Consider the following 24422-nt stretch of genomic DNA (forward strand, 5'->3'; position numbering starts at 1 on the left):
GTTCAGCCCAACGAAACGGCGAAGGCCGGAGCAACGGCCGCGTGCGCAACTCCCGCGAGCCACCCGACGGCTACCTTTCGGGCTGGGGACACGGAGCGGTGCCGTCGAAAGGACTGTGAGCTGACATGCGCGATGACGAAGAGCAGATTCGGACCTTGATCGAGCAGTGGGCCGCGGCGGTGCACCGGGGAGACCTGAGCGGTGTCGTGGCGGATCACTCCGGCGACATCGTGATGTTCGATGTGCCGCCGCCGTATGAGGGCGTCCGCGGCATTGACGCCTACCGCGAGACATGGCCGCCGTTCTTCAAGTGGCAGCTGCAAGGCGCCTCGTTCGAGATCGTGTCCCTCGATGTCACCGCCGGCGACGATGTCGCCTATGCCCACGCCTTGCTGCGCTGCGGAACTCCGCAGGAACTCACCGAGCAACCGGCCAATCGGCTGCGGCTCACGCTCGGGTTGCGCAAGGAGCAGGGCCGTTGGACTGTGGCACACGAGCACCACTCGTTCCCTGATACCTCCGGCGAGGATGACGGGCCCGCCACCGATCGGTGACGGGCCCGCGCTGTTCTGCCGTCAGGTCCTGCTTCGGCCGCGGGCCAGTACCAGCGCTGCCGCGCCCGCCGCGACGAGTGCGATCGCTCCGCCCGCGACGTACGGGGTCGTCGAGCTGCCGCCGGTCTTGGCGAGGGACTCCTCGGCGGGCTCGGGCTCGGTGCCGCCGGACTGGGCCTCCACGCCGGAGGGCTCCTGCTCAGCGGGGGCCTGCTCAGCGGGGGCCTGGGCGGGGGCCTTGGGCGCGGCGCAGGTCGCCTCGGCGAGCGTGATCTCGCCTTCGACTTCCGCGACGTTCAGCTTGAGCGGGTTCAGGGACACGTTGAGTCGCAGCGCGGTGGCGGCCGCCGTGGAGGACGTGGTCTCCGTCTTCGACAGGTCGAGCCGCACCTCGCCGACTCCCGGTACCCCGACCTTGGTCGTACCTCCCGTGGTCAGTGTCGTCCGCTTGCCGAGCACGGTGACCGCGCCCAGCACGTTCGACTCGGCGACCGGCTGCTTGCCCGCCTCGCAGACCGCCTTCGAGGTGACCTTCTCCACCTCGATCAGGGACAGCAGGGGCAGCCCCGGCACATGGACCCTGGCCTTGGCGAGATTGGTGTAGCCCTCCGCGCGGTGCCCGTCGGCGGTCGCTTTCGCGGTGGCGACATCCGCGCGCAGCACAGTGAACGGCCTGCCCTGGTCGACGCCGTCCAAGGTGACCGTCAGCGCGGTTTTCCCGGCGCTCGCCGGGGCGTGCACCTCGTTGAGGGTGGCCTTCAGCGGCACGTGGACGGTCTTGTTGAGCAGGGAGACATCGAGCCCGGTCCGCAGCACGACGGCGCTCGCCCGGCCGTCACCGCCGGTGCCGCCCCCGTCGGTGGCATGCGCGGGGGACGCGGTCAGCAGGGCGGCCGGTCCGGCGGCCAGGGTGGCGGCCGCGACGGCGGAGGCGCAACGGCGTGCGGGCATGCGGAAGGTGTTGCTGTTCAAGGTGGTGGAACCTCACAGGAGACATGGAGCCGCCGGGCGCCGCCGATGGGGGACATCGCGTGCGCCGACGACCTCGACCCCGGAATCTTTACGCACGGTGAGTGAATGGGCAGCAACCTGGCGTGAGTTCACTCCAAAGTGGGGTTTCCGCGCCTTCATTCGAATCTGTTGGCACGGAGGTTCTCGTGCGTCACCCGTTTCACGGACCGTACGGCGTACGCCGGTTGACCGCGCAGGAGCGCCCGCGAAGAAGCGTCAACGGGAAACCGCCGCCGTACGTCACGCCCGGTCAACCTGGCAAAGCCGCGGATCAGCCGATCACGCGGCCGTTCAGCACAATCGCCCGCGGCGCCGCCAGCACCCGGACATCCGCCCGCGGATCCGACTCGTACACCACCAGGTCGGCCGGCGCGCCCTCCTCCAGCGACGGTCGGCCGAGCCACCTGCGCGCTCCCCACGCGGTCGCCGACAGCGCCTCCAGCGGCGGGATGCCCGCCTTCACCAGCTCCGCGACCTCCGCCGCGACCAGTCCGTGCGAGAGCGAGCCGCCCGCGTCGGTGCCGACGAAGACCGGGATGCCCGCGTCGTACGCCGCGCGGACCGTGTCGTAACGGCGCTCGTGCAGCCGGCGCATATGGTCCGACCAGCGCGGGAACTTGTCCTCGCCGCCCGCCGCGAGCTGCGGGAAGGTCGCGATGTTCACCAGCGTCGGGACGATCGCGACGCCGCGCTCGGCGAAGAGCGGGATGGTCTCCTCGGTGAGGCCGGTGGCGTGCTCGATGCAGTCGATGCCCGCCTCCACGAGGTCGCGCAGTGAGTCCTCGGCGAAGCAGTGCGCGGTGACCCGGGCGCCGAGCCGGTGCGCCTCGGCGATGGCCGCCTCGACCGCGCCCCGCGGCCAGCAGGCACCGAGGTCGCCGGAGTCCCGGTCGAGCCAGTCGCCGACGAGCTTGACCCAGCCGTCGCCGCGCCGCGCTTCGTGGGCGACGTACTCGACGAGGTCGTCCGGCTCGATCTCGTGGGCGTAGTTGCGGATGTAGCGGCGGGTACGGGCGATGTGCCGGCCGGCCCGGATGATCTTCGGGAGGTCCTCGCGGTCGTCGATCCAGCGCGTGTCGGAGGGCGACCCGGCGTCCCGGATGAGCAGGGTGCCGGCGTCCCGGTCGGTGAGCGCCTGCTTCTCGCTGGTCGCGTCGTCGACCGGGCCGTGCTGGTCGAGGCCGACATGGCAGTGCGCGTCGACCAGGCCCGGCAGCGCCCAGCCGTCGACGGTCGTCACCTCACGCGCGCCGGCGGGCCGTTCGTACGAGACCAGGCCGCCGACGGCCCACAGCTCGTCCCGGACCTCCTCGGGGCCCAACAGCACCCGACCCCTGACGTGCAGCACAGGCTGATCGCTCATATGAGGCACTGTACGAGGCCGTGGGTACCCTCGGCTCAGCACCCCGGACAAAGCGCAACCTCGCGAAGAGAGCACCACCGTGACGCACCCCTTGCTTGACCTGGCCCCGCTGACCGCAGCGCACTTCGCGTCGATCGAGCGACGCGTGGCCGCACTGCTCTCGACCGAGCAGGACGTGGTCATCACCCAGGGCGAGGCACTGCTGCCCCTGGAGGGCTGCATCCGCAGCGGCGCCCGGCCCGGCTCGACCGCGCTGAACATCGTCACGGGGCCGTACGGCCAGACCTTCGGCAACTGGCTGCGGGACTGCGGTGCCTCGGTGGTCGACCTGGCGGTGCCGTTCCACACGGCGGTCACCGCCGAGCAGGTGGAGCAGGTGCTGTCCGAGCACCCGGAGATCGACTTCGTCTCCCTGGTCCACGCGGAGGCGGCGACCGGGAACACCAACCCGGTCGCGGAGATCGGTGAGGTCGTACGGGCCCGCGGCGCCCTGTTCATGCTGGACGCCGTCGCCTCTGTGGGCGCGGAGCCGTTGCTTCCGGACGCGTGGGGCGTCGACCTGTGCGTGATCGGCGCGCAGAAGGCCATGGGCGGACCGGCCGGCGTCTCGGCGGTGTCGGTGAGCGACCGCGCCTGGGCCCGGTTCGCCGCCAACCCACAGGCGCCGCGCCGGTCCTACCTCTCGCTGCTGGACTGGAAGGAGCGCTGGATCGACGGCGGCCGCAACGCGCTGCTGCACGCGCCCGCGCAGCTGGAGATGCTGGCCCTGGACGCCTGCCTGGAGCGGATCGAGGCCGAGGGGCCGGCGGCGGTGATGAACCGGCACGCGGCGGCCGCAGCGGCCACCCGCGCGGGCGCGCTCGCTCTCGGCGCCGGCCTCGCACCGTTCGTCCACGCGGCGGCCGAGGCGGCGCCGGTGGCCACCACGCTGCGTACACCGGCCGGGGTCGACGCGTCGGAGCTGGTCGCCGCGGCGCTGGCCGCCGACCCGACGCTGCCGCTGGTCGCGGGCGGCGGGGCACTGGCCGGCGAGATGATCCGGGTCAATCACTACGGGCCGGACGCGACCCGGGAGGTGGTGCGGGCCTCGGTGGCAGCGCTCGGTACCGCGCTCGGCCGCCACGGGCGCACGCCGGATCTCGAGTCTGCCCGTAAGGCAATTTCGGAAACCTGGCAGAGCGCTTCGAATTAATGAATTCCTCACACCCGGAAGAAGTTAAATTCCGGGCGGCTTCCCGATTTGTTGTCAGCTGCTCGTCTGCCCGCGTTCTCCAGCTGTAAACGCCAAGATTTCGACAAGGTCCACGGGCATGTGACCGACTCCACACTGGAGGCGATTTGCCCGGTAATTTCCGGGCAAAACGACCCTGTTTCGCGCCCGCGTGATAACACAGCAGGCATTCTCGCGTAACCCCCACGCCGGATGCGATTTCAGAATTCGCTCGCTAAATTCGCACCCCATGACCGCAGCGCATATCGACACTCCGAAGGTCGACACTCCGAAGGTCGACACTCCGAAGGTGGAAGACGGCGCCGCGATGTGGCGAATCGCGCGCGACTCCGTGACCCTGGACCTCAACTCCTCCTACAGCTATCTGCTGTGGTGCCGCGACTTCGCCGCGACCTCCGCGGTCGCACGCCGTGCGGACGGTGAGCCGGTCGGCTTCATCACCGGTTACGTACGCCCCGAGAGCCCGCAGACCCTGGTGGTCTGGCAGGTCGCCGTGGACCGCGAGCACCGCGGGCGCGGCCTGGCCGGCACCCTGCTGGAGGACCTGGCGGCGAAGGTCGCCGACACCCACGGGGTCGACCGGATCGAGACCACGATCACCCCGGAAAACACCGCCTCCGAGCGCCTGTTCACCTCGTACGCCGAACGGCGCGGCGCATCCGTCAGCCGTGAAGTCCTCTTCGACGGGGAGCTGTTCCCCGACGGGGCGCACCAGCCGGAGGTGCTCTACCGCATCGGACCGATCGCAGCCTGACGCCCGACGCCCCTGACACCGCGCCTGACGGCCCAGCCTGACACCCCCCACGAACAGGAGAACCTGGTGACCATCACCCCGCCCGCCCTCAGCGTCTTCGAGACCCTGGAGTCGGAGGTACGCAGCTACTGCCGCAACTGGCCGGCCGTGTTCGACCGGGCCCAGGGCAGCCGCCTCCACGACGAGGACGGCCACACATACCTCGACTTCTTCGCCGGCGCCGGCTCGCTCAACTACGGCCACAACAACCCGGTGCTCAAACGCGCGCTGATCGACTACCTGGAGCGCGACGGCATCACCCACGGCCTGGACATGGCCACCACCGCGAAGCGCGCCTTCCTGGAGTCGTTCCAGAATGTGGTGCTGCGCCCGCGTGACCTGCCGTACAAGGTGATGTTCCCCGGCCCGACCGGCACCAACGCCGTCGAGTCGGCGCTCAAGCTGGCCCGCAAGGTCAAGGGCCGCGAGTCGATCGTCTCCTTCACCAATGCCTTCCACGGCATGTCGCTGGGCTCCCTGGCCGTCACCGGCAACGCCTTCAAGCGGGCCGGCGCCGGCATCCCGCTGGTGCATGGCACGCCGATGCCGTTCGACCACTACCTCGACGGCCGGACGCCGGACTTCCTGTGGTTCGAGCGGCTGCTGGAGGACCAGGGCTCCGGGCTCAACCAGCCCGCCGCCGTGATCGTCGAGACGGTGCAGGGCGAGGGCGGCATCAACGTGGCCCGTCCCGAGTGGCTGCGCGCGCTCGCGGACCTGTGCCGCCGTCGCGACATGCTGCTGATCGTCGACGACATCCAGATGGGCTGCGGCCGTACCGGCGCATTCTTCTCCTTCGAAGAGGCCGGCATCACCCCGGACATCGTCACGCTCTCCAAGTCCATCAGCGGCTACGGACTGCCGATGTCGCTGTGCCTGTTCAAGCCGGAGCTGGACATCTGGGAGCCGGGCGAGCACAACGGCACGTTCCGCGGCAACAACCCGGCGTTCGTCACCGCCGCCGCCGCGCTCGACGCCTACTGGGCCGACGGGCAGATGGAGAAGCAGACCGTCGCGCGCGGCGAACAGGTGGAGCAGGCGCTGCTGGCCATCTGCGACGAGCACGCCCGCCTCGGCGCGGAGTACCGGGGCCGCGGCCTCGTGTGGGGCCTGGAGTTCACCGAGAAGTCCCGGGCGGCGGCCGTCTGCGCCCGCGCCTTCGAACTCGGTCTGCTGCTGGAGACCTCCGGCCCGCAGAGCGAGGTGGTGAAACTGCTGCCGCCGCTCACCATCACGCCCGAGGAGCTGGACGAGGGCCTGCGGACCCTGGCCCGTTCCGTCCGCGAGACCGCGTAACCGAGAAGCCGAGAAACCGCGTAAGAGACGTAAGAGAAAGGCTGCAACCCATCGTGATCGTCCGATCGTTCAAGGACATCGAAGGCACCGAGCGCCATGTGAAGGCCGCGTCCGGCACCTGGGAGAGCAAGCGCATCGTGCTCGCCAAGGAGCGGGTCGGATTCTCGCTGCACGAGACCACGCTGTACGCGGGTACCGAGACGTCGATGTGGTACGCGAACCACATCGAGGCCGTCCTCTGCGTGGAGGGCGAGGCCGAACTCACCAACGACGAGACCGGTGAGACGCACTGGATCGAGCCCGGCACGATGTACCTGCTGGACGGCCACGAGCGCCACACCATGCGCCCCAAGACCGACTTCCGCTGTGTCTGCGTCTTCAACCCGCCCGTCACCGGACGGGAGGACCACGACGAGAACGGCGTCTACCCCCTGTTGACCGAGGCCGAGGAGGGCTGACCATGACCACCGTACTGAGCGACCTCTACCCGACCCGTGGTGCCACCGAGGTGACCGTCCCCCGCCAGGACCCGGTGGTGTGGCAGGGCCCCGGCACTCCGGGACCGTTCCGGCCGTCCGAGCTGGCGGGCTTCGAGCGGGACGGCTTCGCCGCGGTGCCGCAGCTGATCAGGCCGGACGAGGTCGCGCTCTACCACGACGAGCTGGAGCGGCTGATCGCCGATCCGGCGGTCCGCGCGGACCAGCGCGCCATCATCGAGCCCAAGTCCCAGGCCGTCCGGTCGGTGTTCGAGGTCCACAAGCTCAGCGAGGTCTTCGCCCGGCTGGTGAGCGATCCGCGTGTCGTGGACCGCGCCCGGCAGATCCTCGGTTCCGACGTGTACGTCCACCAGTCCCGGATCAACGTCAAGCCGGGCTTCGGGGCTTCGGGCTTCTACTGGCACTCGGACTTCGAGACCTGGCACGCCGAGGACGGGCTGCCGAACATGCGGACCGTGTCCGTCTCGATCGCGCTGACCGAGAACCACGACACCAACGGCGGCCTGATGATCATGCCGGGGTCGCACAGAACGTTCCTCGGCTGCGCGGGTGAGACGCCGAAGGACAACTACAAGCAGTCGCTGAAAATGCAGGAGGCCGGCACCCCGTCCGACGAGGCCCTGACGGCGATGGCTGATCAGCACGGCATCCGGCTGTTCACCGGCAAGGCGGGCTCGGCGACCTGGTTCGACTGCAACTGCATGCATGGTTCGGGCGACAACATCACCCCGTATCCGCGCAGCAATGTCTTTATCGTCTTCAACAGCGTCGAGAACGCGGCGGTGGAACCGTTCGCGGCGCCCGTGCGGCGGCCCGACTACATCGGGGCGCGGGACTTCACTCCCGTCCGGTAGCCGTACGTACGGACGCGTACGTACGGACGCGAAGGCCCGGCGCCATCCCCGTGGGTGCCGGGCCCTCGCATGGTCAGCTTGCCTGCAGCGTCGGGTAGTCCAGGTAGCCGCTGTCGTCGCCGCCGAAGAAGGTGGCCGGGTCGGGGGTGTTGTACGGGCCCCCGGCCGCGAGCCTGGCCGGCAGGTCCGGATTGGCCAGGAACAGCGCGCCGAAGGCGACGATGTCCGCGGTGCCGTCCTCGATCAGGCCGAGCGTGTCGGCGCCGGTCGGGCCTTCGGTCGCCGGGTTGAGGATGAAGGTGCCGGTGAACCGCTTGCGCAGGGCGAGCGCCAGCTCCCTGAGCTCGGGGCCGGCCTCGACGACGTGCAGATAGGCGAGACCGAGCGGCTCGAGGGCTTCCACCAGCGCCGTGTAGGTGGGCTCGGCGTCCTGCTCGTCGATGTCGTTGTACGGGTTGGTCGGCGAGATCCGCAGGCCGGTCCGGTCCGCCCCGATCTCGGCCGCGACTGCCTTCGCCACCTCGACGGCGAAGCGGATGCGGCCCTCGACCGAGCCACCCCACGCGTCGGTGCGCAGGTTGGTGTTGGGGGCGAGGAACTGGTGGATCAGGTAGCCGTTGGCGCCGTGCAGCTCGACCCCGTCGAAGCCGGCCTCGATGGCGTTGCGGGCGGCGGAGGCGAACTCGCCGATGGTCGCGTGAATTTCGGCGTCCGGCAGCTCGCGCGGCACGATGAAGTCCTTCGGCCCCTCGTGCGTGTACACCTGCCCCGCGGCGGCGACCGGTGAGACGCCGACGGGAACCAGGCCGCCGGGCAGCAGTACGGGGTGGCCGATGCGGCCGGTGTGCATGATCTGGGCGAAGATCCGGCCGCCGGCCGCGTGCACGGCGTCGGTGACCTTGCGCCAGCCGGCGATCTGCTCGTCGCTGTGCAGTCCGGGGGTGTCGGGATAGCCCTGGCCGAGCACCGAGGGCTGGACCCCCTCGGTGATGATCAGGCCGGCGGAGGCGCGCTGGGCGTAGTACGCGGCGTTGGAGTCGGTCGGGGAGTTCCCCGGTCCGTACGCCCTCGATCGGGTCATCGGGGCCATGGCGATGCGGTTGGCGAGGACCGTGCCGGCCAGGTCGATCGGGTCGAATGCGGTGGTCATGGGAGCTCCTGGAGAATTTATGTGGTCGGCCAAGTAATTGGGTCGAGTGCCACTGTAACGCATTACTTGGCCGACCAAGGTAAAATTTTCTCAGCTGCCCGACCGGCAGCCACCGCACCGCCCCGAGGAGAATCGCCATGACCGGCACCACCGGCCCCAAGGCACCGGCACCGGCACCGGCGCCCCAGGGAGACCCCGCCTGTACCGGGCTGCCGAGCGCCGCCCGCGGCGGCCCGGTCAGCCATGCCGTGTCCCGGGTGGCCCGGCTGCACCGAATCGCCGCCGGCAAGCTGCTCAAGCAGCTCGGCCTCTATCCGGGGCAGGAATTCCTGATGATGCACCTGTGGGATGCCGGCCCGGTCCGCCAGTCCGACCTCATCAAGTCGGTCGACCTCGACCCCTCGACCGTGACGAAGATGCTCCAGCGTCTGGAGCAGACCGGTCATGTACGGCGCCGCCCGGACCCCTCGGACCGCCGGGCCGTGGTCGTCGAGGCCACCGACGCCAGCTGCGCGCTGCTCGCGGATGTGGAGCGGGCCTGGAACGGGCTGGAGGAGCTCACCCTCGCGGGCCTCGATGACGGGGAGCGCAGCGAACTGGCCCGGCTGCTGGCCAGGGTCGAGGACAACCTCTGCACCGAGACCAGCGGCTGCCCGGAGCTGCGCGGCGGCCGGGCAGCGGGGCCGGCGGCTCAGCCGGAGAGCACGTCCAGCAGCCGGTCCACATCGGCGGCGGAGTTGTAGAAGTGGAAGGCCGCGCGCAGGTTTCCGGCGCGGGCGGAGGTCAGGATGCCGGCCCGGGCCACGTCCTCCTGACGGTGCGCGAGGCCGGGTACGGAGACGATCGGGGACTCGCCGGGGACCGGCGCCAGGCCCAGCTCCGCGAGGCCGGCGCGGTAGCGGGCGGCCAGGGTCGTGTTGTGGCCGTGGATGCGCTCGACCCCGATCCCCTCGATGAGCGCGAAGGACTGCTCGGCCGCGTGGTAGGCGACGAAAGCGGGGCCCTCGTCGAACCGGCGGGCGGAGCGGGCGAGTTCCTCGACCGGCCCGTACGTCGACCCCCAGGGGTCCTCGCCCGAGACCCAGCCGGCGTGGATCGGCACCAAAGACTCCTGGGCCTCCTCGGTCACCGTCAGATAGGACGCGCCGCGCACGGCCAGCAGCCACTTGTAGCCGCCGGTGACGGTGTAGTCGTAGTCGCCCGCGTTCAGCGGCAGCCAGCCCGCCGCCTGGCTGGCGTCCACGAGGGTACGGGCCCCATGGGCGGTTGCCGCGGCCCGAATCGCGGGCAGGTCGGCGATCCGCCCGTCGGCCGACTGCACGGCGCTGACGGCGATCAGTGCGGTACCGGGGCGAACGGACTCGGCCAGCGCCTCCAGCGGCACAAGCCGCACCTTGAGATCCCGGCGCACCACGAAGGGGTTGATCACCGAGCTGAAGTCGCCCTCGGCGGCCAGGACTTCCGCGCCTTCCGGCAGCGAGGCGGCGACCAGACCGACATGGGTGGCCACCGCCGACCCCGTGGACACCCGCTCGGCCGGGACGCCCATCAGGCGGCCGAAGGCCGCGCGGGCGGCGGTCACGGAGTCGAAACTGCCGAGCGCGGCGGCGCCGCCGGCCACGGCCTCGTCGGCGAATACCCGTACCGCCGCGGCGGTGCGCCGCGGCAGCAGCCCGCAGCTGGCGGTGTTCAGGTAGGTCCTGCCGGGGGCGAACTCGGCGTCTGCCACGTCAGTCAGTGAAAGAGAGAGGGAGTCCATGCCCCCACTGTGCTGGGTGCCCGACTCCCCGTCCATTGCGATTAATTAACGGAAACCTCCAAGCACCGCTTACGCGTGGCCGCTGACCTGCGGAACCTCGCACGAGCCGTCCGTGCCGCAGGCTGCGTCGGCTGCGTCGGTCCCGGCGAGGGGGGTCGGCGTGCGCCCCTCCCATGCCTCCTCCAGCGCCCGGGTGAACACCTCGGAGGGCTGGCCCCCGGAGATCCCGTAGCGCCGGTCGAGGACGAAGAACGGCACGGCGTTGGCGCCGAGGTCGGCGGCCTCGCGCTCATCGGCCCGTACCGCGTCGGCGTACGCGCTGTCGTCGCCGAGCACCGCGCGGGCCTCCTCGGCGTCGAGACCGGCCTCGACGGCGAGGTCCACCAGGACCTCAGCGTCGAAGACGCTACGCTCCTCGGCGAAGTTGGCGCGGTAGGCCGCCGTCAGCAGCTCGTCCTGGCGGCCGCGGGCCCTGGCCAGGTGCAGCAGCCGGTGGATGTCGAAGGTACTGCCGTGGTCGCGCCCCTCGGTGCGGTAGTCGAGGCCCTCGGCCCTGGCGTTGGCGGCGACGTGCTCCTCCATCGCCTGCGCCTCCGCACGCGTACGTCCGTACTTCTTCGCCAGCATGTCGATCACCGGGGCGGTGTCGCCCTTGGCGCGCTGCGGGTCGAGCTCGAAGGAACGGTGTACGACCTCGATCTCCGCGCGGTACGGGAAGGCGGCCAGCCCCTTCTCGAAGCGGGCCTTGCCGATGTAGCACCACGGGCAGGCGATGTCGCTCCAGATCTCGACGCGCATGTCTGTCTTCTCTCCGGTTCGTACGATGCGGAGGCGCCCTCCGCCCCGGAGCACAACGCCGGACCGGCCCGGCTCATTCCCCCGACGGTCCGACGGCGAGCCGCAGCGCGATATGGGCGGAGTCCGGGGCGCGCGAGACGTCCGGGTCCGGCTGCCAGCCGTGCTCGGCGTAGAACCGCTGGGCGCGCTCATTGTGCTCGTATACCTCCAGGCGCGCGGCCGTGACGCCGGCCCGCCGCCAGGCCGCGACGCAGGCGGCGTGCAGCGCGCCGCCGATGCCCCGGCTCCAGCGGTCGGGGTCCACATGGAGCTGGGTGAGGGTCATGGCCCCGCCGACCGCGCGGAACGCGGCGACGCCCGCGACCGTCCCGTCCTGCTCGGCGCAGAGCACGCTGCCGTCGGCGCGGCCGATGGCGTCGAGGTCGGCGGGGGTGGCGATTCTGATCATGAGGAAGCGGACGCGACCAACCCGGCAGTAGGTTCCGTCACGCGTCGGGAAACCTTGGTGCGCCGGAAAGAAAGTCTGCCAGGTAGACTTGCCGTATGGCGACTGTCAAGCGGCGGCGCAGGCCGCACCTCGTGGCTACCCCCCTGCGGAAGAAGGGCGTCATCACCATCCCGCAGGACATAAGGGATCAGCTGGACCTCCAGGAGGGTGACCAGCTGGTCGTGGCGGTAGAGGACGGTCGGATCGTGCTGACTCCGGCATCCGTGGTTCCTGACGACCAGGCATGGTTCTGGTCGCCCGAATGGCAGGCCAAGGAGCGCGAGGTGGATGAGTCGCTTGCCGAAGGCGAACGAGGCGAGGTTCACCAGGACGGGGACGCCTTCCTGCGGACACTCGCGGAGGACGCCGGCATCGATCTCGGGGAGATCGTGAAGCGTGCCGACGTATGAGACGCTGAGCCACTTTCTGCGGGACTGGAAGAATCTCACCGCTTCCCAGAAAGCGGCGTTCCTCGTCGCTGTCACGCAGTTCGTCGCCGATCTCAAGACCGGATCAGGATTCCGCCGGGGACTGCGAGTGAAGAAGATGCAGGGCTTCGACGACGTCTGGGAAATGTCGTGGGCCCCGGACGGACGTGCCACGTTCCACTATGGCGAGCCCGTGCACGAGGGGGAGCCGCACATCGTGTGGCGTCGGATCGGGACACATTCCGTCTTCACCCGTCCCTGACCGGGCGTCCGGGCTCGGGGGCGCGGCTCAGCTCTCCGCCCGGCCGTTGATACGCCGCGGCACACCCAGTGGGTTGTCGTCGTGCAGCTCCGGCGGGAGCAGGGGCTGCGGTGTGCTCTGGTACGCGACCGGGCGCAGCCAGCGTTCGATGGCCGTGCCGCCGACCGAGGTGGCGGTGGAGGTGGTCGCCGGGTAGGGGCCGCCGTGGTGCTGGGCCGGGGCGACGGCTACGCCGGTGGGCCAGCCGTTGACCAGGACCCGGCCGGCGAGCGGGGTGAGTGCGGCGAGGAGTTCGGCGCCGCGGCCTTCGGTTCCCTCCGCCTCGGCGGCGGAGAGCTGGACGGTGGCGGTGAGGTTGCCGGGCAGCCGGGAGAGTACGGCGGTGATCTCGGCCTCGTCCTGGTAGCGCGCGACCACGGTGACCGGCCCGAAGCACTCCTCCAGGAGCAGGTCGTGCGGGCCCGCCTCGGCCAGGCGCCGCGCCGCTACGGTCAGGAACCCGGCGCCGACGGTGTGCTCTCCGCCCGCGCCCGGGGTGACCGGGGCCACCACCCCGGGGAGCGCGGCCCGCTCCCGTACCCCGGCGACGAAGTTGTCGCGCATCCGGTGGTCGAGCAGCACGCCCGCCTCGGTCTCGCTGACCGCGTCGGTGAGCGACTTGGCCAGCCGGTCACCGTCCGCCCCCGCCGGGACCAGCACGAGGCCCGGTTTGACGCAGAACTGCCCGACGCCCAGCGTCATCGGGCCGGCCAGCCCGGCGCCGATCTGCTCGGCGCGCTCGGCGGCGGCGGCCTCGGTCACCACGACCGGGTTGAGGGAGCCGAGTTCGCCGTGGAAGGGGATGGGTACGGGCCGGGCGGCCGCGGCGTCGAAGAGGGCCCGCCCGCCGCGTACGGAACCGGTGAATCCGGCGGCGGACACCAGCGGGTGCCGGACCAGTTCGACGCCCGCGTCGAAGCCGTGGACGACCGACACCACGCCCTCCGGCAGCCCCACCCGGGCGGCGGCCCGGCGCAGTACGGAAGCGCACAGCTCGGAGGTCGCGGGATGGCCGGGGTGTGCCTTGACGACGACCGGGCAGCCGGCGGCGAGCGCGCTGGCGGTGTCGCCGCCGGGTACCGAGAAAGCCAGCGGGAAGTTACTGGCCGAGTAGACGGCGACCACGCCCAGCGGCACCTTGTAGCGGCGCAGGTCGGGGCGCGGCGGGGTGAGGGTGTCGTCGGCGTGGTCGATGCGCACGTCGAGGAACGCGCCCTCCTCGACGATGTCGGCGAAGGCCCGCAACTGGTAGGTCGTGCGGCCGAGTTCGCCGGTGAGCCGGCCGGGGCCGAGGGCCGTCTCGGCGTCGGCCGCCTCGATTACGTGCTCGCCGGCCTCGTCGAGGAGGTCGGCGGCCGTGCGCAGCAGTGCGGCGCGTACCGTACGGTCGGCGAGCGCGCCCCGGGCGGCGAGCGCGGCGCGCACCGCCTGGTCCACTTCCCGGTGTGTCGATTCGACTGCAACCTGCTCGCGCGGCTTCCCGGTTCGGGGGTCGTGACTCCAGACTGGTGCTGCTGTCACCGCGGGTTCCTCCCGGCTCCTCTGCCACCCACCAGGAGTCGTTCGGTATTCTGAACAGAGTTCCTGATGATGAATATTGTTGGGGACTCTATTTCCGGGCGTTCTGCGTTGACAAGAGGGGCAAGGGCAATGACGACTGCGGATACGGGTGGGGCACAGGTCAAGTCCGCGGTGCGGACGGTGGAGCTGCTCGAGTACTTCGCCGGGCGGCCCGGCATGCACAGTCTCGCGGCCGTCCAGGAAGCCGTCGGCTACCCCAAGTCCAGCCTCTACATGCTGCTGCGCACCCTGGTCGAGCTGGGCTGGGTGGAGACGGATGCGACCGGCACGCGGTACGGCATCGGCGTACGCGCCCTGCTGGTCGGCACCTCGTACATCGACGGCGACGAGGTCGTCACCGCCGCCCGCCCCACTCTGGACCGGCTCTCCGACGACACCACCGAGACGATCCACCTCGCCCGGCTGGACGGCGTGAACGTGGTCTACCTGGCCACCCGCCAGTCCCAGCACTATCTGCGGCCCTTCACCCGGGTCGGCCGCCGGCTGCCCGCGCACTCCACCTCGCTCGGCAAGGCGCTGCTCGCCACGTACACCGACGAGCAGATCCGCAAGATGCTGCCGGAGACCCTGCACCCGCTGACCGAGCACACCATCACCGACCGCGAGAAGCTCATCGAGGAGCTGCACACGGTCCGCGAGCAGGGCTATGCCGTGGACCGCGAGGAGAACACCCTCGGGCTGCGCTGCTTCGGCATCGCGATCCCCTACCGCACCCCGGCGCGGGACGCGATCAGCTGCTCGGTCCCGGTGGCCCGGCTCACGCCCGCACACGAGCAGATGATCAAGGACGCGCTGTTCGACGCGCGCGACCGCCTGACCCTCGCGACCCGCAGGCTCTGACCGGTGGAGATCTCCCTGCGCGAGGTGCGCGACAGCGATCTGCCGGCCTTCTTCGGCCAGTTGAACGACCCGGTGGCGAACCACATGGCCGCCTTCACCCACGAGGACCCCGCGGACCGAGGGCACTTCGCGTCGCACTGGGCGCGGGTCCGGGGCAACCCCGAGGTCACCGTACGCACGGTCGTCGGGGCGGGTCCGCAGAGCGACGGCGAGATCATCGTCGGGCATGCGGCGGTCTTCGGCCCGCCGGAGGAGCGCGAGGTCACGTACTGGATCGGGCGCGAGCACTGGGGCCACGGGGTGGCCACGGGGGCGCTGCGGGCGCTGCTCGCGCTCGTACCGGACCGCCCGCTGCACGCCCGCGCCGCGGCCGACAACACCGGCTCGATCCGGGTGCTGGAGAAGGCCGGCTTCGTGGTCACGGGACACGACAAGGGCTTCGCGAACGCGCGCGGCGAGGAGATCGACGAGGTCGTCCTCACCCTGCTGGGCTGAGGGGTCCACCGGCCCGGGCGGAGGTCGTACTCACCCCGCTGGGCTGAGGGGCCCACCGGCCCGGGCGGAGGTCGTACTCACCCCGCTGGGCTGAGGGGTCCCTCCGCCGCACGGCGGAGGGGGATCGTCGCAGCGCAGGACGTACGGGGCGGCTCCGCCGGGGAGGGTGGACCCATGACCCAGCCCGATTCCCCCCGCCCCGTCCCCGCCGCCGAGCCGAACGCCGCCGCAGCGGCGCTCCCGCGTGGGCACATGCCCGCGGCCGCGGACCCATCCACGAACTCGGCGCCCGCCCTCGGCCAAGGCGCCGCCCCCACGGGCACGGACACCGCGGCCTACCGCCGGGCGGATACGGACCCTGTCGGCCAGGGGCGGGACTCCGGGCAAGAGCCGGACTCCCGGCCAGGGCCGGGCCCGCGCCCGGACGGGGCCGGTCGCGCCGGACGCGCCCGTGGCGTGTTGCGGGCGGTCGCCATCGCCTCCTGCGTGCCGTACCTGGCGCTCAAGATCGCCTGGATCGCCGGCAGCCGTATCGGCATCCCCGAAGGCAGCGTGCTGCTCGACCACCGCATGGGCATGATCGTCGCCAACGGGGTCACCGTCCTCATGGACGCGTGCGTCATCGTGCTCGCGCTGCTGCTCACCCAGGCCTGGGGCCGGCGCGTGCCGGCCTGGCTGCCGGCACTTCCCATGTGGTTCGCCACCGGGCTGCTCGCCCCCATCATGACCGGCTACCCGCTCCAGCTGCTGGTCCGGGCCTTCGGCGGCACCGTCGCCACCGCGTCGAACAACGGCCGCGAACCCTTCCTGGACGAATGGGTCTTCGCCGTCGTCTACCCCGGCTTCATCATCCAAGGCCTCACCCTCGGCACACTGTTCGTGCTGTACGCCCGGGACCGCTGGGGCCACTTGTGGAGCGGCAGGATGCGGGAGCTGCCGAGCAGCCCCACCCGCCCCGCTCAGCAGGCCGCCGCCGTGGCCGCGGCGGTGCTCGCACTGCTGCCCGCCGCCATGCACATGCTGTGGGCGTGCGGCGGCACCGCCGGTCTCGGCGAGGCCCGGATCGAGGACCGTACCAGCGACTTCTACGCCCTCGAAGCGGTGTTTGTCCTGTTCGCCGCCCTCACGGTCGCGGGCGTCCTGATGCTCGCATTCCGCCGCGGCCGTGCCCTCCCGCTGAAGGCGCCACTCGCGATGGCCTGGCTCGGCTCCAGTGCTCTGGCCTGCTGGGGCGGCTGGATGCTGACCGCATCGGTCGGCGGCGACGACCCGGCCGAGAACCCCACCCAGTTGATGAACCTGACGTACTCTGCGCAGATGATCGTCGGGATGCTCGTGGTCACGATCGGCGCCTACTTCTTCGCGGAGCGCGCAGCGGCGGCCCGGCGGAACCCATGACCATCCTGCTCGGGGCGCGGGCCCGGCTGCGCTGGGTCCATCTGATCCTCGGCGGCGCGCTGTTGATGCCGTACTTCCTCGTCGGCTCGGTCGTCGTCGGGCCGTTCACCGAGGACCAGAACGTGTTCAGCTCCCTGCCGCTGCAGTTGGGCGCGTACGCCGTCGCGCTGCCGCTCGCCGCGGTCAGCGCCCTCTTCCCGCTCACCCGCCCGATGTCCGTGGCGGCGGTGCGCGCCATGTGCGGGGTGCCGGCGGAGCAACTGGCCGACGGGCCCGCCCGGTCCAGGGCCGCCCGGCTGCGGACCTCGGCCTGGTACACGCTGCACGTCGGGCTCGGCGCCCTCGTCAGCGGTACGACCCTCGCCCTTCCGCCGATGGCGGTGGTGCTGATCGTGCTGCCGCTCTTCGCCGGGCTGCGCGACTCCCGGCTCGGGCTGCCCGAGTTCTTCGGCACCCCGGCCGGGCTCGTCCTCGCCCCGGTGATCGGCGTCGCGTCCCTGCTGGCGCTGGCGGCCTGCGCGGCCGGCGCGGGCGCGCTGCTGGCCCGCCTGGCACCCGTACTGCTGGGGCCGACGCCCGCGGACCGGCTGGCCGCCGCCGAGGAGCGGGCCGCCGACCTGGCCCTGCGCAACCGGCTGGCCCGCGAACTGCACGACTCGGTGGGCCATGCGCTGAGCGCCGTCACCCTCCAGGCGGGCGCGGCCCGCCGGGTGCTGGACAGCGACCGCCCGGCGGACCGGGAGTTCGTACGGGAGGCGCTGGCCGCCATCGAGGACACCACCCGGCGTACAGTCGGGGAACTCGACGCCGTACTGGGGCTGTTGCGTGAGGGCGACGAGGCCCGCGAGACCGCCCCGGCCCCCACACTCGCCACCGACCTGGACGGTCTGCTGGACCGCACCCGCGCGGCAGGCGCCGGCGTGACCGTCACCGTCACTGTCACCGAACAGGCCGGCCACGGCTGGGCGGCCCTCCCCCCGGTCGTGTCCCGGGAGGCGTACCGGATCGTCCAGGAGGGGCTGAGCAATGCCCTGCGGCACGGCGGGGCGACGCCGGTGCAACTGCGGATCGCCGTGACCGGCGAGGAGTTGGAGATCACGATGACCAATCCACTGCCCGGCCGCACGGACCCGGCGGCACGGGCGACCGGCCCACGGACCACCGGCGGCCGCGGCCTGCGCGGCGCGGCTGAACGGGCCGCGCTGCTCGGCGGCCACACGGAGGCCGGCCCGCGGGACGGCGCCTGGCGGCTCACCGCCCGGCTGCCGCTCGGGGGCACGCGATGAGCCCCCGGACAGGACCTGGCGGCGCACTCGGCGGGGGCAGCATCCGTATCGTGCTCGCCGACGACGAGCGGATGGTGCGGACCGCCCTGCGGGTCATCCTCGCCGCCGAACCGGACCTGGAGGTCGTCGGGGAGGCCGCGACCGGCGCCGAGGCGGTGTCGGTGGTGCGGGAGCTGCGCCCGGACGTCGTGCTGATGGACGTACGGATGCCGGAGATCGACGGCATCCGGGCCACCGAGCAGATCCTCGGCTCGCTCCCGGAGCCGCCGCGCATCGTGGTGGTCACCACGTTCGAGAACGACTCCTACGTGTACGACGCGCTGCGCGCCGGCGCCGCGGGCTTCCTGCTCAAGCGCGCCGGCGCCGAAGAGCTGATCGGGGCGGTCCGGCTGGTTGCCCGCAGCGACTCGCTGCTCTTCCCGGCCGCCGTCCGGGGCCTGGCCGCCGCGTACGGGAAGCGGCAGGCGGCGGCCGCCGCCCCCTGGGTGGCCCGGCTCACCGAGCGGGAGGCCGATGTGCTGCGGCTGATGGCGACGGGCCTGTCCAACGCGGAGATGAGCGGACGGCTCGGGGTCGGTGCGGCCACGGTGAAGACGCATGTCGCGGCGGTCCTGGCGAAGACCGGGGCCCGCGACCGCACGCAGGCGGTGATCGCGGCGTACGAGTCCGGCTTCATCACGCCGGGCTGAATCCCCCCGGGCTGATGAAGAAGTCCTGAGAACCGGGACCAACCGGAACTCCGCCCCGCCGCCCGCTCGTCCCTCCTGCGGGATGAACAAGACGATCAGGCGCGCTTCGGTCTTCTCTCTGCTGCTCATACTCGCCCTGCTGGTGCGGGTCACCTGGGTTCAGGGGTACAAGGCCGAGGCCCTCGCAGACGACAAGCACAACCGGCGGACGACCATCGCGAAGTACGCGCAGCCGCTCGGGAACATCATCGTGGCCGGGGAAGCGGTCACCGGATCGAAGAGGACGGACAGCGGCGACTTCGCGTACCAGCGGACGTACGAGAACGGCGAGCTGTACTCGGCCGTCACCGGCTTCAGCTCCCAGGTCTTCGGGGCGACCCAGCTCGAAGGCATCTACCAGGACGTGCTCGACGGCTCGGACAGCAGGCTGAGCAACCCGCTCGGCCTGATCACCGGCGAGCGGGCCGATCCCGGCAACGTGCTCACCACCATCGACCCGGTGGTGCAGAAAGCGGCCTACGAGGCGCTGGGCAACAAGAAGGGGGCCGCCGTCGCCCTCGACCCCGACACCGGGAAGATCCTCGCCATGGCCAGCACGCCGTCGTACGACCCCTCGAAGATCGCCGGGAGTACGGACGGGGACGCGTGGCAGCAGCTGACCGAGGACGAGGACAAGCCGCTGGTGAACCGGGCGCTGCGGCAGCCGCTGCCGCCCGGCTCGACGTTCAAGCTGGTGGTCGCGGCCGCGGCGCTGGAGGACGGGCTGTACGCGTCCGTGGATACCCCGACAGACAGCCCCGACCCGTACAGCCCGCCCGGCACGAGCAGGGTCCTGGAGAACGAGAACAAGTCGGCGCCCTGCGAGAACGCGACGCTGCGCACCGCTCTGCAGTTCTCCTGCAACAACGTCTTCGGGAAGCTGGCGGTCGACCTCGACGAGGACAAGGTCCGGGCGACGGCGGAGGAGTTCGGCTTCAACGACGACAAGCTCGATGTGCCGGTACGGGCCGCCAAGAGCATCTATCCGTCCGGGATGGACCAGCCGTCCACGGCCTACAGCGGCATCGGCCAGTTCGAGGTCACCGCGACCCCGCTGCAGATCGCCATGGTCTCGGCGGCGATCGCCAACGGCGGTGAGCTGAAGGCCCCGCACATGGTCTCCGAGGTCACCGACGCCGACGGCAACACGCTGCAGAGCTTCGAGGACCCGGAGTCCGAGCAGATCGTCAGCGCGTCGACCGCCGAGCAGCTGAGCAGCGCGATGCGGACCGTCGTCGAGGACGGCACCGGCAGCAACGCGCGGATCAGCGGCATGGAGGTCGGCGGCAAGACCGGCACGGCGCAGCACGGCGTGGGCAACAGCAAGACGCCGTACGCCTGGTTCACCTCCTACGCGAAGGACGGCAACGGCAAGACGGTCGCGGTCGCGGTGATCATCGAGGACTCGGGCGCGGCGCGGTCGGAGGTCAGTGGCAACGGACTGGCGGCGCCGGTCGCGCAGAAGATGATGGAGGCGGCACTGAGGTAGGCCGTCGTGTGCGAGGGGCACCGCTCAGTTCACGCCGAGCAGCTGCTCGAGCGGGTCGATCGCGAAGTACACGGCGAACAGTGCCGCGGTCCCCCACAACAGCCAGTGGACGTCACGGGCCCGGCCCAGCACCGTCTTGATGACGACGTACGCGATGAAGCCCGCGCCGATGCCGTTGGTGATCGAGTACGTGAACGGCATCACCGCGATCGTGAGGAACGCGGGGATCGCGACCTCGTACCTCTCCCAGTCGATATGGCGGACCTGCGTCATCAGCAGGAAACCCACCGCGACCAGCGCGGGCGCCGCCGCCTGGGCGGGGACGACCGTGGCGAGCGGGGTGAGGAAGAGCGCGAGGGCGAAGAGCACTCCGGTGACGAGGGAGGCGAAGCCGGTGCGCGCGCCTTCACCGACGCCGGCCGCGGATTCGATGTACGAGGTGTTGGAGGACGCGGACGCCGCGCCGCCCGCTGCTGCCGCCGCACCGTCGATCAGCAGGACCCGGCCGAGGTTGGGGACCTTGCCGCTCTCGTCGAGGAGGCCGGCCTCGTTGGAGACGCCGACGACCGTGCCCATGGTGTCGAAGAAGTCGCTGAGGATGAGGGTGAACACCAGCAGGACGAGGGTGATCACACCGACCTGCTCGAACGCGCCGAACAGGCTGAACGAGCCGACCAGCCCGAGGTCGGGGGCCGCGACGACGTCGTCCGGGACCGCCGGGACAGTCAGGCCCCAGGCGATCGGCTCGATGTCCGCGATCTCGTTGATGACGATCGCGAGGACGGTCATGGCGACGATGCTGAGGAGGATCGCGCCCCTCACTTTGCGGGCCAGCAGCGCGACGGTGAGCAGGACACCCAGACAGAAGACCAGCACCGGCCAGCCGGACAGCCGACCGGCCGCGCCGAGCTGGACCGGGACGGTGCCGGTGTCGCCGGGGATGCGGGAGGCGAAGCCGGCGGCGATGAAGCCGATGAAGGCGATGAAGAGGCCGATGCCTACGCTGATGGCCTGCTTGAGGGACTGCGGAATGGCCTGCATGATCGCTTCGCGCAGTCCGGTGACGACGAGGACGCAGATCAGCAGCCCTTCGAGGACAACCAGGCCCATCGCGTCGGCCCAGCTCATCAGCGGCGCGATCTGGAAGGCGACGACGGCGTTGAGGCCGAGCCCGGCGGCAAGGGCGAGCGGCAGATTGCCGCCGAGACCCATGATCGCGGTCATTACGGCTGCCACCAGGGCGGTGGCGGTGACGAGCTGGGGCCCGGACAGCTGGGCGCCGAACTTGTCCTCGGCACTGCCGAGGATGATCGGGTTGAGCACCAGGATGTAGGCCATGGTGAAGAACGTGGCGAAGCCGCCGCGTACCTCGCGTCCGAAGGTGGAGCCGCGTGCGGTGATCCGGAAGTACCGGTCGACCGCGTTCCGGGGCGGTGCGCTTGGCGGCAGTGGTGCGGCCTTGTCCGGGGCCTGACCTGACATGGCTCTCCTCGATGGGCGAGATGATCCGTCGCTGGGTAGCTGGATTGTTGCCGCCGCAGGCCAGGTTCAGCTTTTCGTTGTGCAACGCATTGGGCCGCCCGGGCTATCAGCCCGGACACCCGAACTGCCGGGGCGGAGCCGCCCGGTGAGGTCGCGTGCCGTGCCAGGATGGGCCGATGGCTGCCGACACCTCCATCCGAAGGCTCGATCTGGGCCACTTCGTACGCCCCGGCTCCGAAACGGAGCAGCACACCGATGCCACGGTAGGCGAGGCCGGTCAGTTCGGCGGTCGGCAGGCCGTTGAAGTAGAGGAAGTCCCTCTCGGGCAGTTCGGTCCGGACGGCGCCGACGATGCGCTGTATCAGGTCGAGGTCGCCGTGTCCGTCCTTGAGGCCGATGATGCCGGGGACCTTGGCAAGTTCCACCACGGTCTCGGGGGTGAAGACCGCGTTGTCGCGCTGGTAGACGATGACGTCGACCGAGGTCGCGGCGGCCACGCCGTCGGCTTCACCCCGCGCCCGCAGGGCGAGCCCCCGCTCGACTCGAGCGCGCTGATCCCGATCGACACCCCGCGCCGCCCCGACACCTTCTACGGGCTGTCGAAATGCTTCGGCGAGGATCTCGCCCAGCTCTACTGGGACCTCCACGGCGTGGAGACCGTCTCCGTCCGCATCGGCTCCTGCTTCATGGAGCCCAGCTCGGTGCGCATGCTCTCGGTCTGGATGAGCCCGGGCGACGGCGCGCGGCTCTTCCACGCTGCGCTCACCGCCGAGGACGTCGGCCACACCGTCGTCTACGGCTCCTCCGCCCACACGCGCCTGTGGTGGGACCTCTCGACCGCACGGGCGCTCGGCTACGAATCGCAGGACGACTCCGAGCAGTACGCCGAAAAGCTCATCGCCGAGCAGGGCGAACTCGACCCTGCCAACCCCGACCACGCCCAGCTCGGCGGCCACTTCTGCACCCACCCGCCGATGTGGTAAATCCGTTTGCCGGGCCCGGCCGGCACGGTCCAGAGTGAGCCGCATGCCACGGCCCTACGGATTCACGTACGAACAGCACCGCGACGGGACCGTCGTCATCACCCACCAGGAACGGGCCGCGGGCACCCTGCGCGGCGCACGGGCGGAGAGGTTCCTCGCCGAGGTGGAGTCCGGCGACGGCCAGCTGGTGATGGCCCGGTGGACCGGCGCGTACAAGCACGGCAACGAACGCACCGCTCGCGACCACCCGCGCAACCGCCGGTGAACCCGTCCGGGCGACGGTAAGGGAACGGCAAAGCGGGCTCGGTCGTTATCCGGGGCATGACCGCTATGACCCCCGGCTCGAACATCCCGCTGTCCGCCGCCCGCGTGGCGGTGGACGTCTCCGCCCCCGTGCGGCTCGACGTGTCGGGCCTGCTGCTCACCGCCGACGGCAAGGTGCGCTCCGACGACGACTTCATCTTCTACAACCAGCCGTCGGGCGCCGGAGTCACCTACCGGTCCGGCGGCGGCGCGGCCCCCGACGCCATCGTCGTGGACACGGCCGCCGTCCCGCCCGGCATCGAGAAGATCGTGGTCACCGCGAGCCCCGACGCCGCCGGGCAGACCTTCCAGGGCATCGAGCCCACGGCCACCATCCGCAACGCCGACGACGGAAGCGTGCTCGCCACGTTCACCCCGCCGCAGCTGGGCGCCGAGACCGCGCTCGTGGTCGTCGAGGTCTACCTGCGCGGCGGCGCCTGGAAGGCGCGCGCGGTCGGTCAGGGATACGCCAACGGCCTGGCGGGCATCGCCACCGACTTCGGAGTCTCGGTCGACGAGCCCGCGGCGGCCCCGGCAGCGCCGCCCGCCCCCGCCCCCGTGGCGCCACCGGCTCCGGTCGCCGCCCCGGTGACCCCCTCCGCCCCGGTGACCCCCTCCGCCCCGGCGGCCCCGCAGGCACCGGCGGCCGCGTCGGCCTCCACCGGCAAGATCAACCTCGACAAGGGCCGGGTCAGCCTCCAGAAGAACCAGACCGTCTCCCTCGTCAAGGGCGGCCGCCCACTGCTCTCCCAGGTCAAGATGGGCCTCGGCTGGGAGCCCGCCTTCCGCGGCAAGGACATCGACCTCGACGCCTCCGTCATCGCGTACGGCCCTCAGCGCAACCACCTCGACAGCTGCTACTTCGGCAAGCTGTCCATCCTCAACGGCTCCATCAAGCACTCCGGGGACAACCTCACGGGTGAGGGCGCGGGGGACGACGAGGTGATCGTCGTCGACCTCGGCCGGCTGCCCGCGGAGGCGACCGGACTGGTCTTCACGGTCAACTCCTTCTCCGGCCAGAAGTTCACGGAGGTCGCCAAGGCCTACTGCCGGCTGATCGACGCCGGCACCGGCGAGGAGCTGGTCCGCTTCGACCTGACCGGCGCCGAGCCGCAGACCGGCGTGATGATGGCCAAGCTGATCAAACAGTTCTCCGGCGAGTGGGAAATGACGGCGATGGGCGACTTTGCGAAGTCGCGCACGGTCCGCGGCATGGTCAAGCCCGCGGCGCAGGCGCTCTAGGGCCTGTTGCGAAAGTGGATCTCGCCTGTGAAATGATCTTGTGTTGTGGCGCGTGCAGATCTGACGGACGAAC

The 24422-nt window shown here is 71.1% G+C and carries 25 protein-coding genes and 2 pseudogenes; 18 read left to right on the forward strand and 9 right to left on the reverse strand.

The genetic code is table 11. The annotated features are described in order from the left end of the window. Positions 1-125: 125 nt before the first annotated feature. Entirely contained in the window at positions 126-554 is a 429-nt protein-coding gene (locus NLX86_RS25380) for an SgcJ/EcaC family oxidoreductase (RefSeq protein ID WP_254374101.1), read from the forward strand. A gap of 21 nt (positions 555-575) precedes the next feature. Here the strand turns inward: NLX86_RS25380 and NLX86_RS25385 are convergent, their stop codons facing one another. Together NLX86_RS25385 and NLX86_RS25390 are read right to left on the reverse strand one after the other, a co-directional pair. Then, positions 576-1526 (reverse strand): SCO1860 family LAETG-anchored protein, encoded by a 951-nt coding sequence (locus NLX86_RS25385; RefSeq protein ID WP_254374102.1) that lies wholly within the window; start codon positions 1524-1526, stop codon positions 576-578. Positions 1527-1836: 310 nt separating this feature from the next. Further along, positions 1837-2928 carry an amidohydrolase family protein gene (locus NLX86_RS25390; protein ID WP_254374103.1) on the reverse strand — a complete coding sequence of 364 codons (1092 nt, stop codon included), beginning with the start codon at positions 2926-2928 and terminating at the stop codon, positions 1837-1839. 79 nt (positions 2929-3007) lie between these two features. Between NLX86_RS25390 and NLX86_RS25395 the strand changes: the two genes are divergently transcribed. From NLX86_RS25395 to thpD, 5 genes are all read left to right on the forward strand, one after another. Next, the gene (locus NLX86_RS25395; RefSeq protein WP_254374104.1) at positions 3008-4120 is read left to right on the forward strand and encodes an aminotransferase class V-fold PLP-dependent enzyme; all 1113 of its coding nucleotides are present in this window, start codon (positions 3008-3010) and stop codon (positions 4118-4120) included. A 268-nt stretch (positions 4121-4388) separates the two neighbouring features. Next, a complete protein-coding gene (gene ectA, locus NLX86_RS25400) occupies positions 4389-4913 on the forward strand; it encodes a diaminobutyrate acetyltransferase (protein ID WP_254374105.1) in 525 nt (174 codons plus the stop codon). A 66-nt stretch (positions 4914-4979) separates the two neighbouring features. Next, entirely contained in the window at positions 4980-6248 is a 1269-nt protein-coding gene (gene ectB, locus NLX86_RS25405) for a diaminobutyrate--2-oxoglutarate transaminase (protein ID WP_254374106.1), read from the forward strand. Positions 6249-6301: 53 nt separating this feature from the next. After that, positions 6302-6706: an ectoine synthase gene (locus NLX86_RS25410; RefSeq protein ID WP_254374107.1), complete on the forward strand. Its 405-nt coding sequence runs from the start codon at positions 6302-6304 to the stop codon at positions 6704-6706. A gap of 2 nt (positions 6707-6708) precedes the next feature. Continuing rightward, positions 6709-7599, forward strand: coding sequence for an ectoine hydroxylase (gene thpD, locus NLX86_RS25415; protein WP_254374108.1), 891 nt, complete (start codon positions 6709-6711; stop codon positions 7597-7599). Positions 7600-7672: 73 nt separating this feature from the next. Here the strand turns inward: thpD and NLX86_RS25420 are convergent, their stop codons facing one another. Then, positions 7673-8749, reverse strand: a complete 1077-nt coding sequence (locus NLX86_RS25420) for an alkene reductase (RefSeq protein ID WP_254374109.1) — start codon at positions 8747-8749, stop codon at positions 7673-7675. A 137-nt stretch (positions 8750-8886) separates the two neighbouring features. Between NLX86_RS25420 and NLX86_RS25425 the strand changes: the two genes are divergently transcribed. Then, on the forward strand, positions 8887-9492 hold the full coding sequence (locus tag NLX86_RS25425; protein ID WP_254374110.1) for a MarR family winged helix-turn-helix transcriptional regulator: 606 nt from the start codon (positions 8887-8889) through the stop codon (positions 9490-9492). Here NLX86_RS25425 and NLX86_RS25430 read toward each other — a convergent pair. The 3 genes from NLX86_RS25430 to NLX86_RS25440 form a co-directional block, all read right to left on the reverse strand. Further along, a complete protein-coding gene (locus tag NLX86_RS25430; protein WP_374213956.1) occupies positions 9441-10544 on the reverse strand; it encodes an aminotransferase class V-fold PLP-dependent enzyme in 1104 nt (367 codons plus the stop codon). The two genes, NLX86_RS25425 and NLX86_RS25430, sit on opposite strands and share 52 nt — an antisense overlap. 33 nt (positions 10545-10577) lie before the next feature. Then, positions 10578-11306 carry a DsbA family oxidoreductase gene (locus NLX86_RS25435; protein ID WP_254374112.1) on the reverse strand — a complete coding sequence of 243 codons (729 nt, stop codon included), beginning with the start codon at positions 11304-11306 and terminating at the stop codon, positions 10578-10580. Between the two features lie 73 nt (positions 11307-11379). Continuing rightward, complete coding sequence (locus NLX86_RS25440) at positions 11380-11754, reverse strand: GNAT family N-acetyltransferase (protein ID WP_254374113.1); 375 nt, start codon at positions 11752-11754, stop codon at positions 11380-11382. A gap of 95 nt (positions 11755-11849) precedes the next feature. Between NLX86_RS25440 and NLX86_RS25445 the strand changes: the two genes are divergently transcribed. Both NLX86_RS25445 and NLX86_RS25450 read left to right on the forward strand, forming a co-directional pair. Next, positions 11850-12203 carry an AbrB/MazE/SpoVT family DNA-binding domain-containing protein gene (locus tag NLX86_RS25445; RefSeq protein ID WP_254374114.1) on the forward strand — a complete coding sequence of 118 codons (354 nt, stop codon included), beginning with the start codon at positions 11850-11852 and terminating at the stop codon, positions 12201-12203. Beyond that, positions 12190-12483 (forward strand): hypothetical protein, encoded by a 294-nt coding sequence (locus NLX86_RS25450; protein ID WP_254374115.1) that lies wholly within the window; start codon positions 12190-12192, stop codon positions 12481-12483. The genes NLX86_RS25445 and NLX86_RS25450 overlap by 14 nt, the downstream gene beginning before the upstream one ends. A 27-nt stretch (positions 12484-12510) precedes the next feature. Here NLX86_RS25450 and NLX86_RS25455 read toward each other — a convergent pair whose 3' ends face one another. Beyond that, on the reverse strand, positions 12511-14043 hold the full coding sequence (locus NLX86_RS25455; RefSeq protein ID WP_254374116.1) for an aldehyde dehydrogenase (NADP(+)): 1533 nt from the start codon (positions 14041-14043) through the stop codon (positions 12511-12513). 129 nt (positions 14044-14172) lie between these two features. Here NLX86_RS25455 and NLX86_RS25460 point away from each other — a divergent pair, with 129 nt between their 5' ends. The 6 genes from NLX86_RS25460 to NLX86_RS25485 all read left to right on the forward strand — a co-directional run bounded on the left by NLX86_RS25460 (position 14173) and on the right by NLX86_RS25485 (position 20339). Next, the gene (locus NLX86_RS25460) at positions 14173-14943 is read left to right on the forward strand and encodes an IclR family transcriptional regulator (protein ID WP_254374117.1); all 771 of its coding nucleotides are present in this window, start codon (positions 14173-14175) and stop codon (positions 14941-14943) included. Positions 14944-14946: 3 nt separating this feature from the next. Further along, the gene (locus NLX86_RS25465; protein ID WP_254374118.1) at positions 14947-15438 is read left to right on the forward strand and encodes a GNAT family N-acetyltransferase; all 492 of its coding nucleotides are present in this window, start codon (positions 14947-14949) and stop codon (positions 15436-15438) included. Between the two features lie 456 nt (positions 15439-15894). Further along, complete coding sequence (locus NLX86_RS25470; protein ID WP_254374129.1) at positions 15895-16836, forward strand: hypothetical protein; 942 nt, start codon at positions 15895-15897, stop codon at positions 16834-16836. Continuing rightward, positions 16833-18122 (forward strand): sensor histidine kinase, encoded by a 1290-nt coding sequence (locus tag NLX86_RS25475; protein WP_254374119.1) that lies wholly within the window; start codon positions 16833-16835, stop codon positions 18120-18122. The genes NLX86_RS25470 and NLX86_RS25475 overlap by 4 nt, the downstream gene beginning before the upstream one ends. Then, positions 18119-18811 (forward strand): response regulator transcription factor, encoded by a 693-nt coding sequence (locus NLX86_RS25480; RefSeq protein WP_254374120.1) that lies wholly within the window; start codon positions 18119-18121, stop codon positions 18809-18811. The genes NLX86_RS25475 and NLX86_RS25480 overlap by 4 nt, the downstream gene beginning before the upstream one ends. Positions 18812-18893: 82 nt before the next feature. Next, positions 18894-20339: a penicillin-binding protein 2 gene (locus NLX86_RS25485; RefSeq protein WP_254374121.1), complete on the forward strand. Its 1446-nt coding sequence runs from the start codon at positions 18894-18896 to the stop codon at positions 20337-20339. Positions 20340-20363: 24 nt separating this feature from the next. On the opposite strand, the gene NLX86_RS25490 is transcribed toward NLX86_RS25485, so the two are convergent. Both NLX86_RS25490 and NLX86_RS34820 read right to left on the reverse strand, forming a co-directional pair. Then, the gene (locus NLX86_RS25490; RefSeq protein WP_254374122.1) at positions 20364-21821 is read right to left on the reverse strand and encodes an NCS2 family permease; all 1458 of its coding nucleotides are present in this window, start codon (positions 21819-21821) and stop codon (positions 20364-20366) included. A 241-nt stretch (positions 21822-22062) separates the two neighbouring features. Next, positions 22063-22318, reverse strand: a pseudogene (locus tag NLX86_RS34820) (dihydrodipicolinate synthase family protein); the annotation flags it as partial. Between NLX86_RS34820 and NLX86_RS25500 the strand changes: the two are divergent. From NLX86_RS25500 to NLX86_RS25510, 3 genes and pseudogenes are all read left to right on the forward strand, one after another. Further along, positions 22316-22804: pseudogene (locus NLX86_RS25500) on the forward strand (NAD(P)-dependent oxidoreductase); the annotation flags it as partial. The pseudogenes NLX86_RS34820 and NLX86_RS25500 overlap by 3 nt on opposite strands. Before the next feature lie 43 nt (positions 22805-22847). Next, complete coding sequence (locus tag NLX86_RS25505) at positions 22848-23069, forward strand: hypothetical protein (protein ID WP_254374123.1); 222 nt, start codon at positions 22848-22850, stop codon at positions 23067-23069. Between the two features lie 56 nt (positions 23070-23125). Beyond that, a complete protein-coding gene (locus tag NLX86_RS25510) occupies positions 23126-24349 on the forward strand; it encodes a TerD family protein (RefSeq protein WP_254374124.1) in 1224 nt (407 codons plus the stop codon). The last annotated feature ends 73 nt before the right edge of the window (positions 24350-24422 follow it).

The organism is Streptomyces sp. A3M-1-3, assembly GCF_024213665.1.
Taxonomy (GTDB): domain Bacteria; phylum Actinomycetota; class Actinomycetes; order Streptomycetales; family Streptomycetaceae; genus Streptomyces.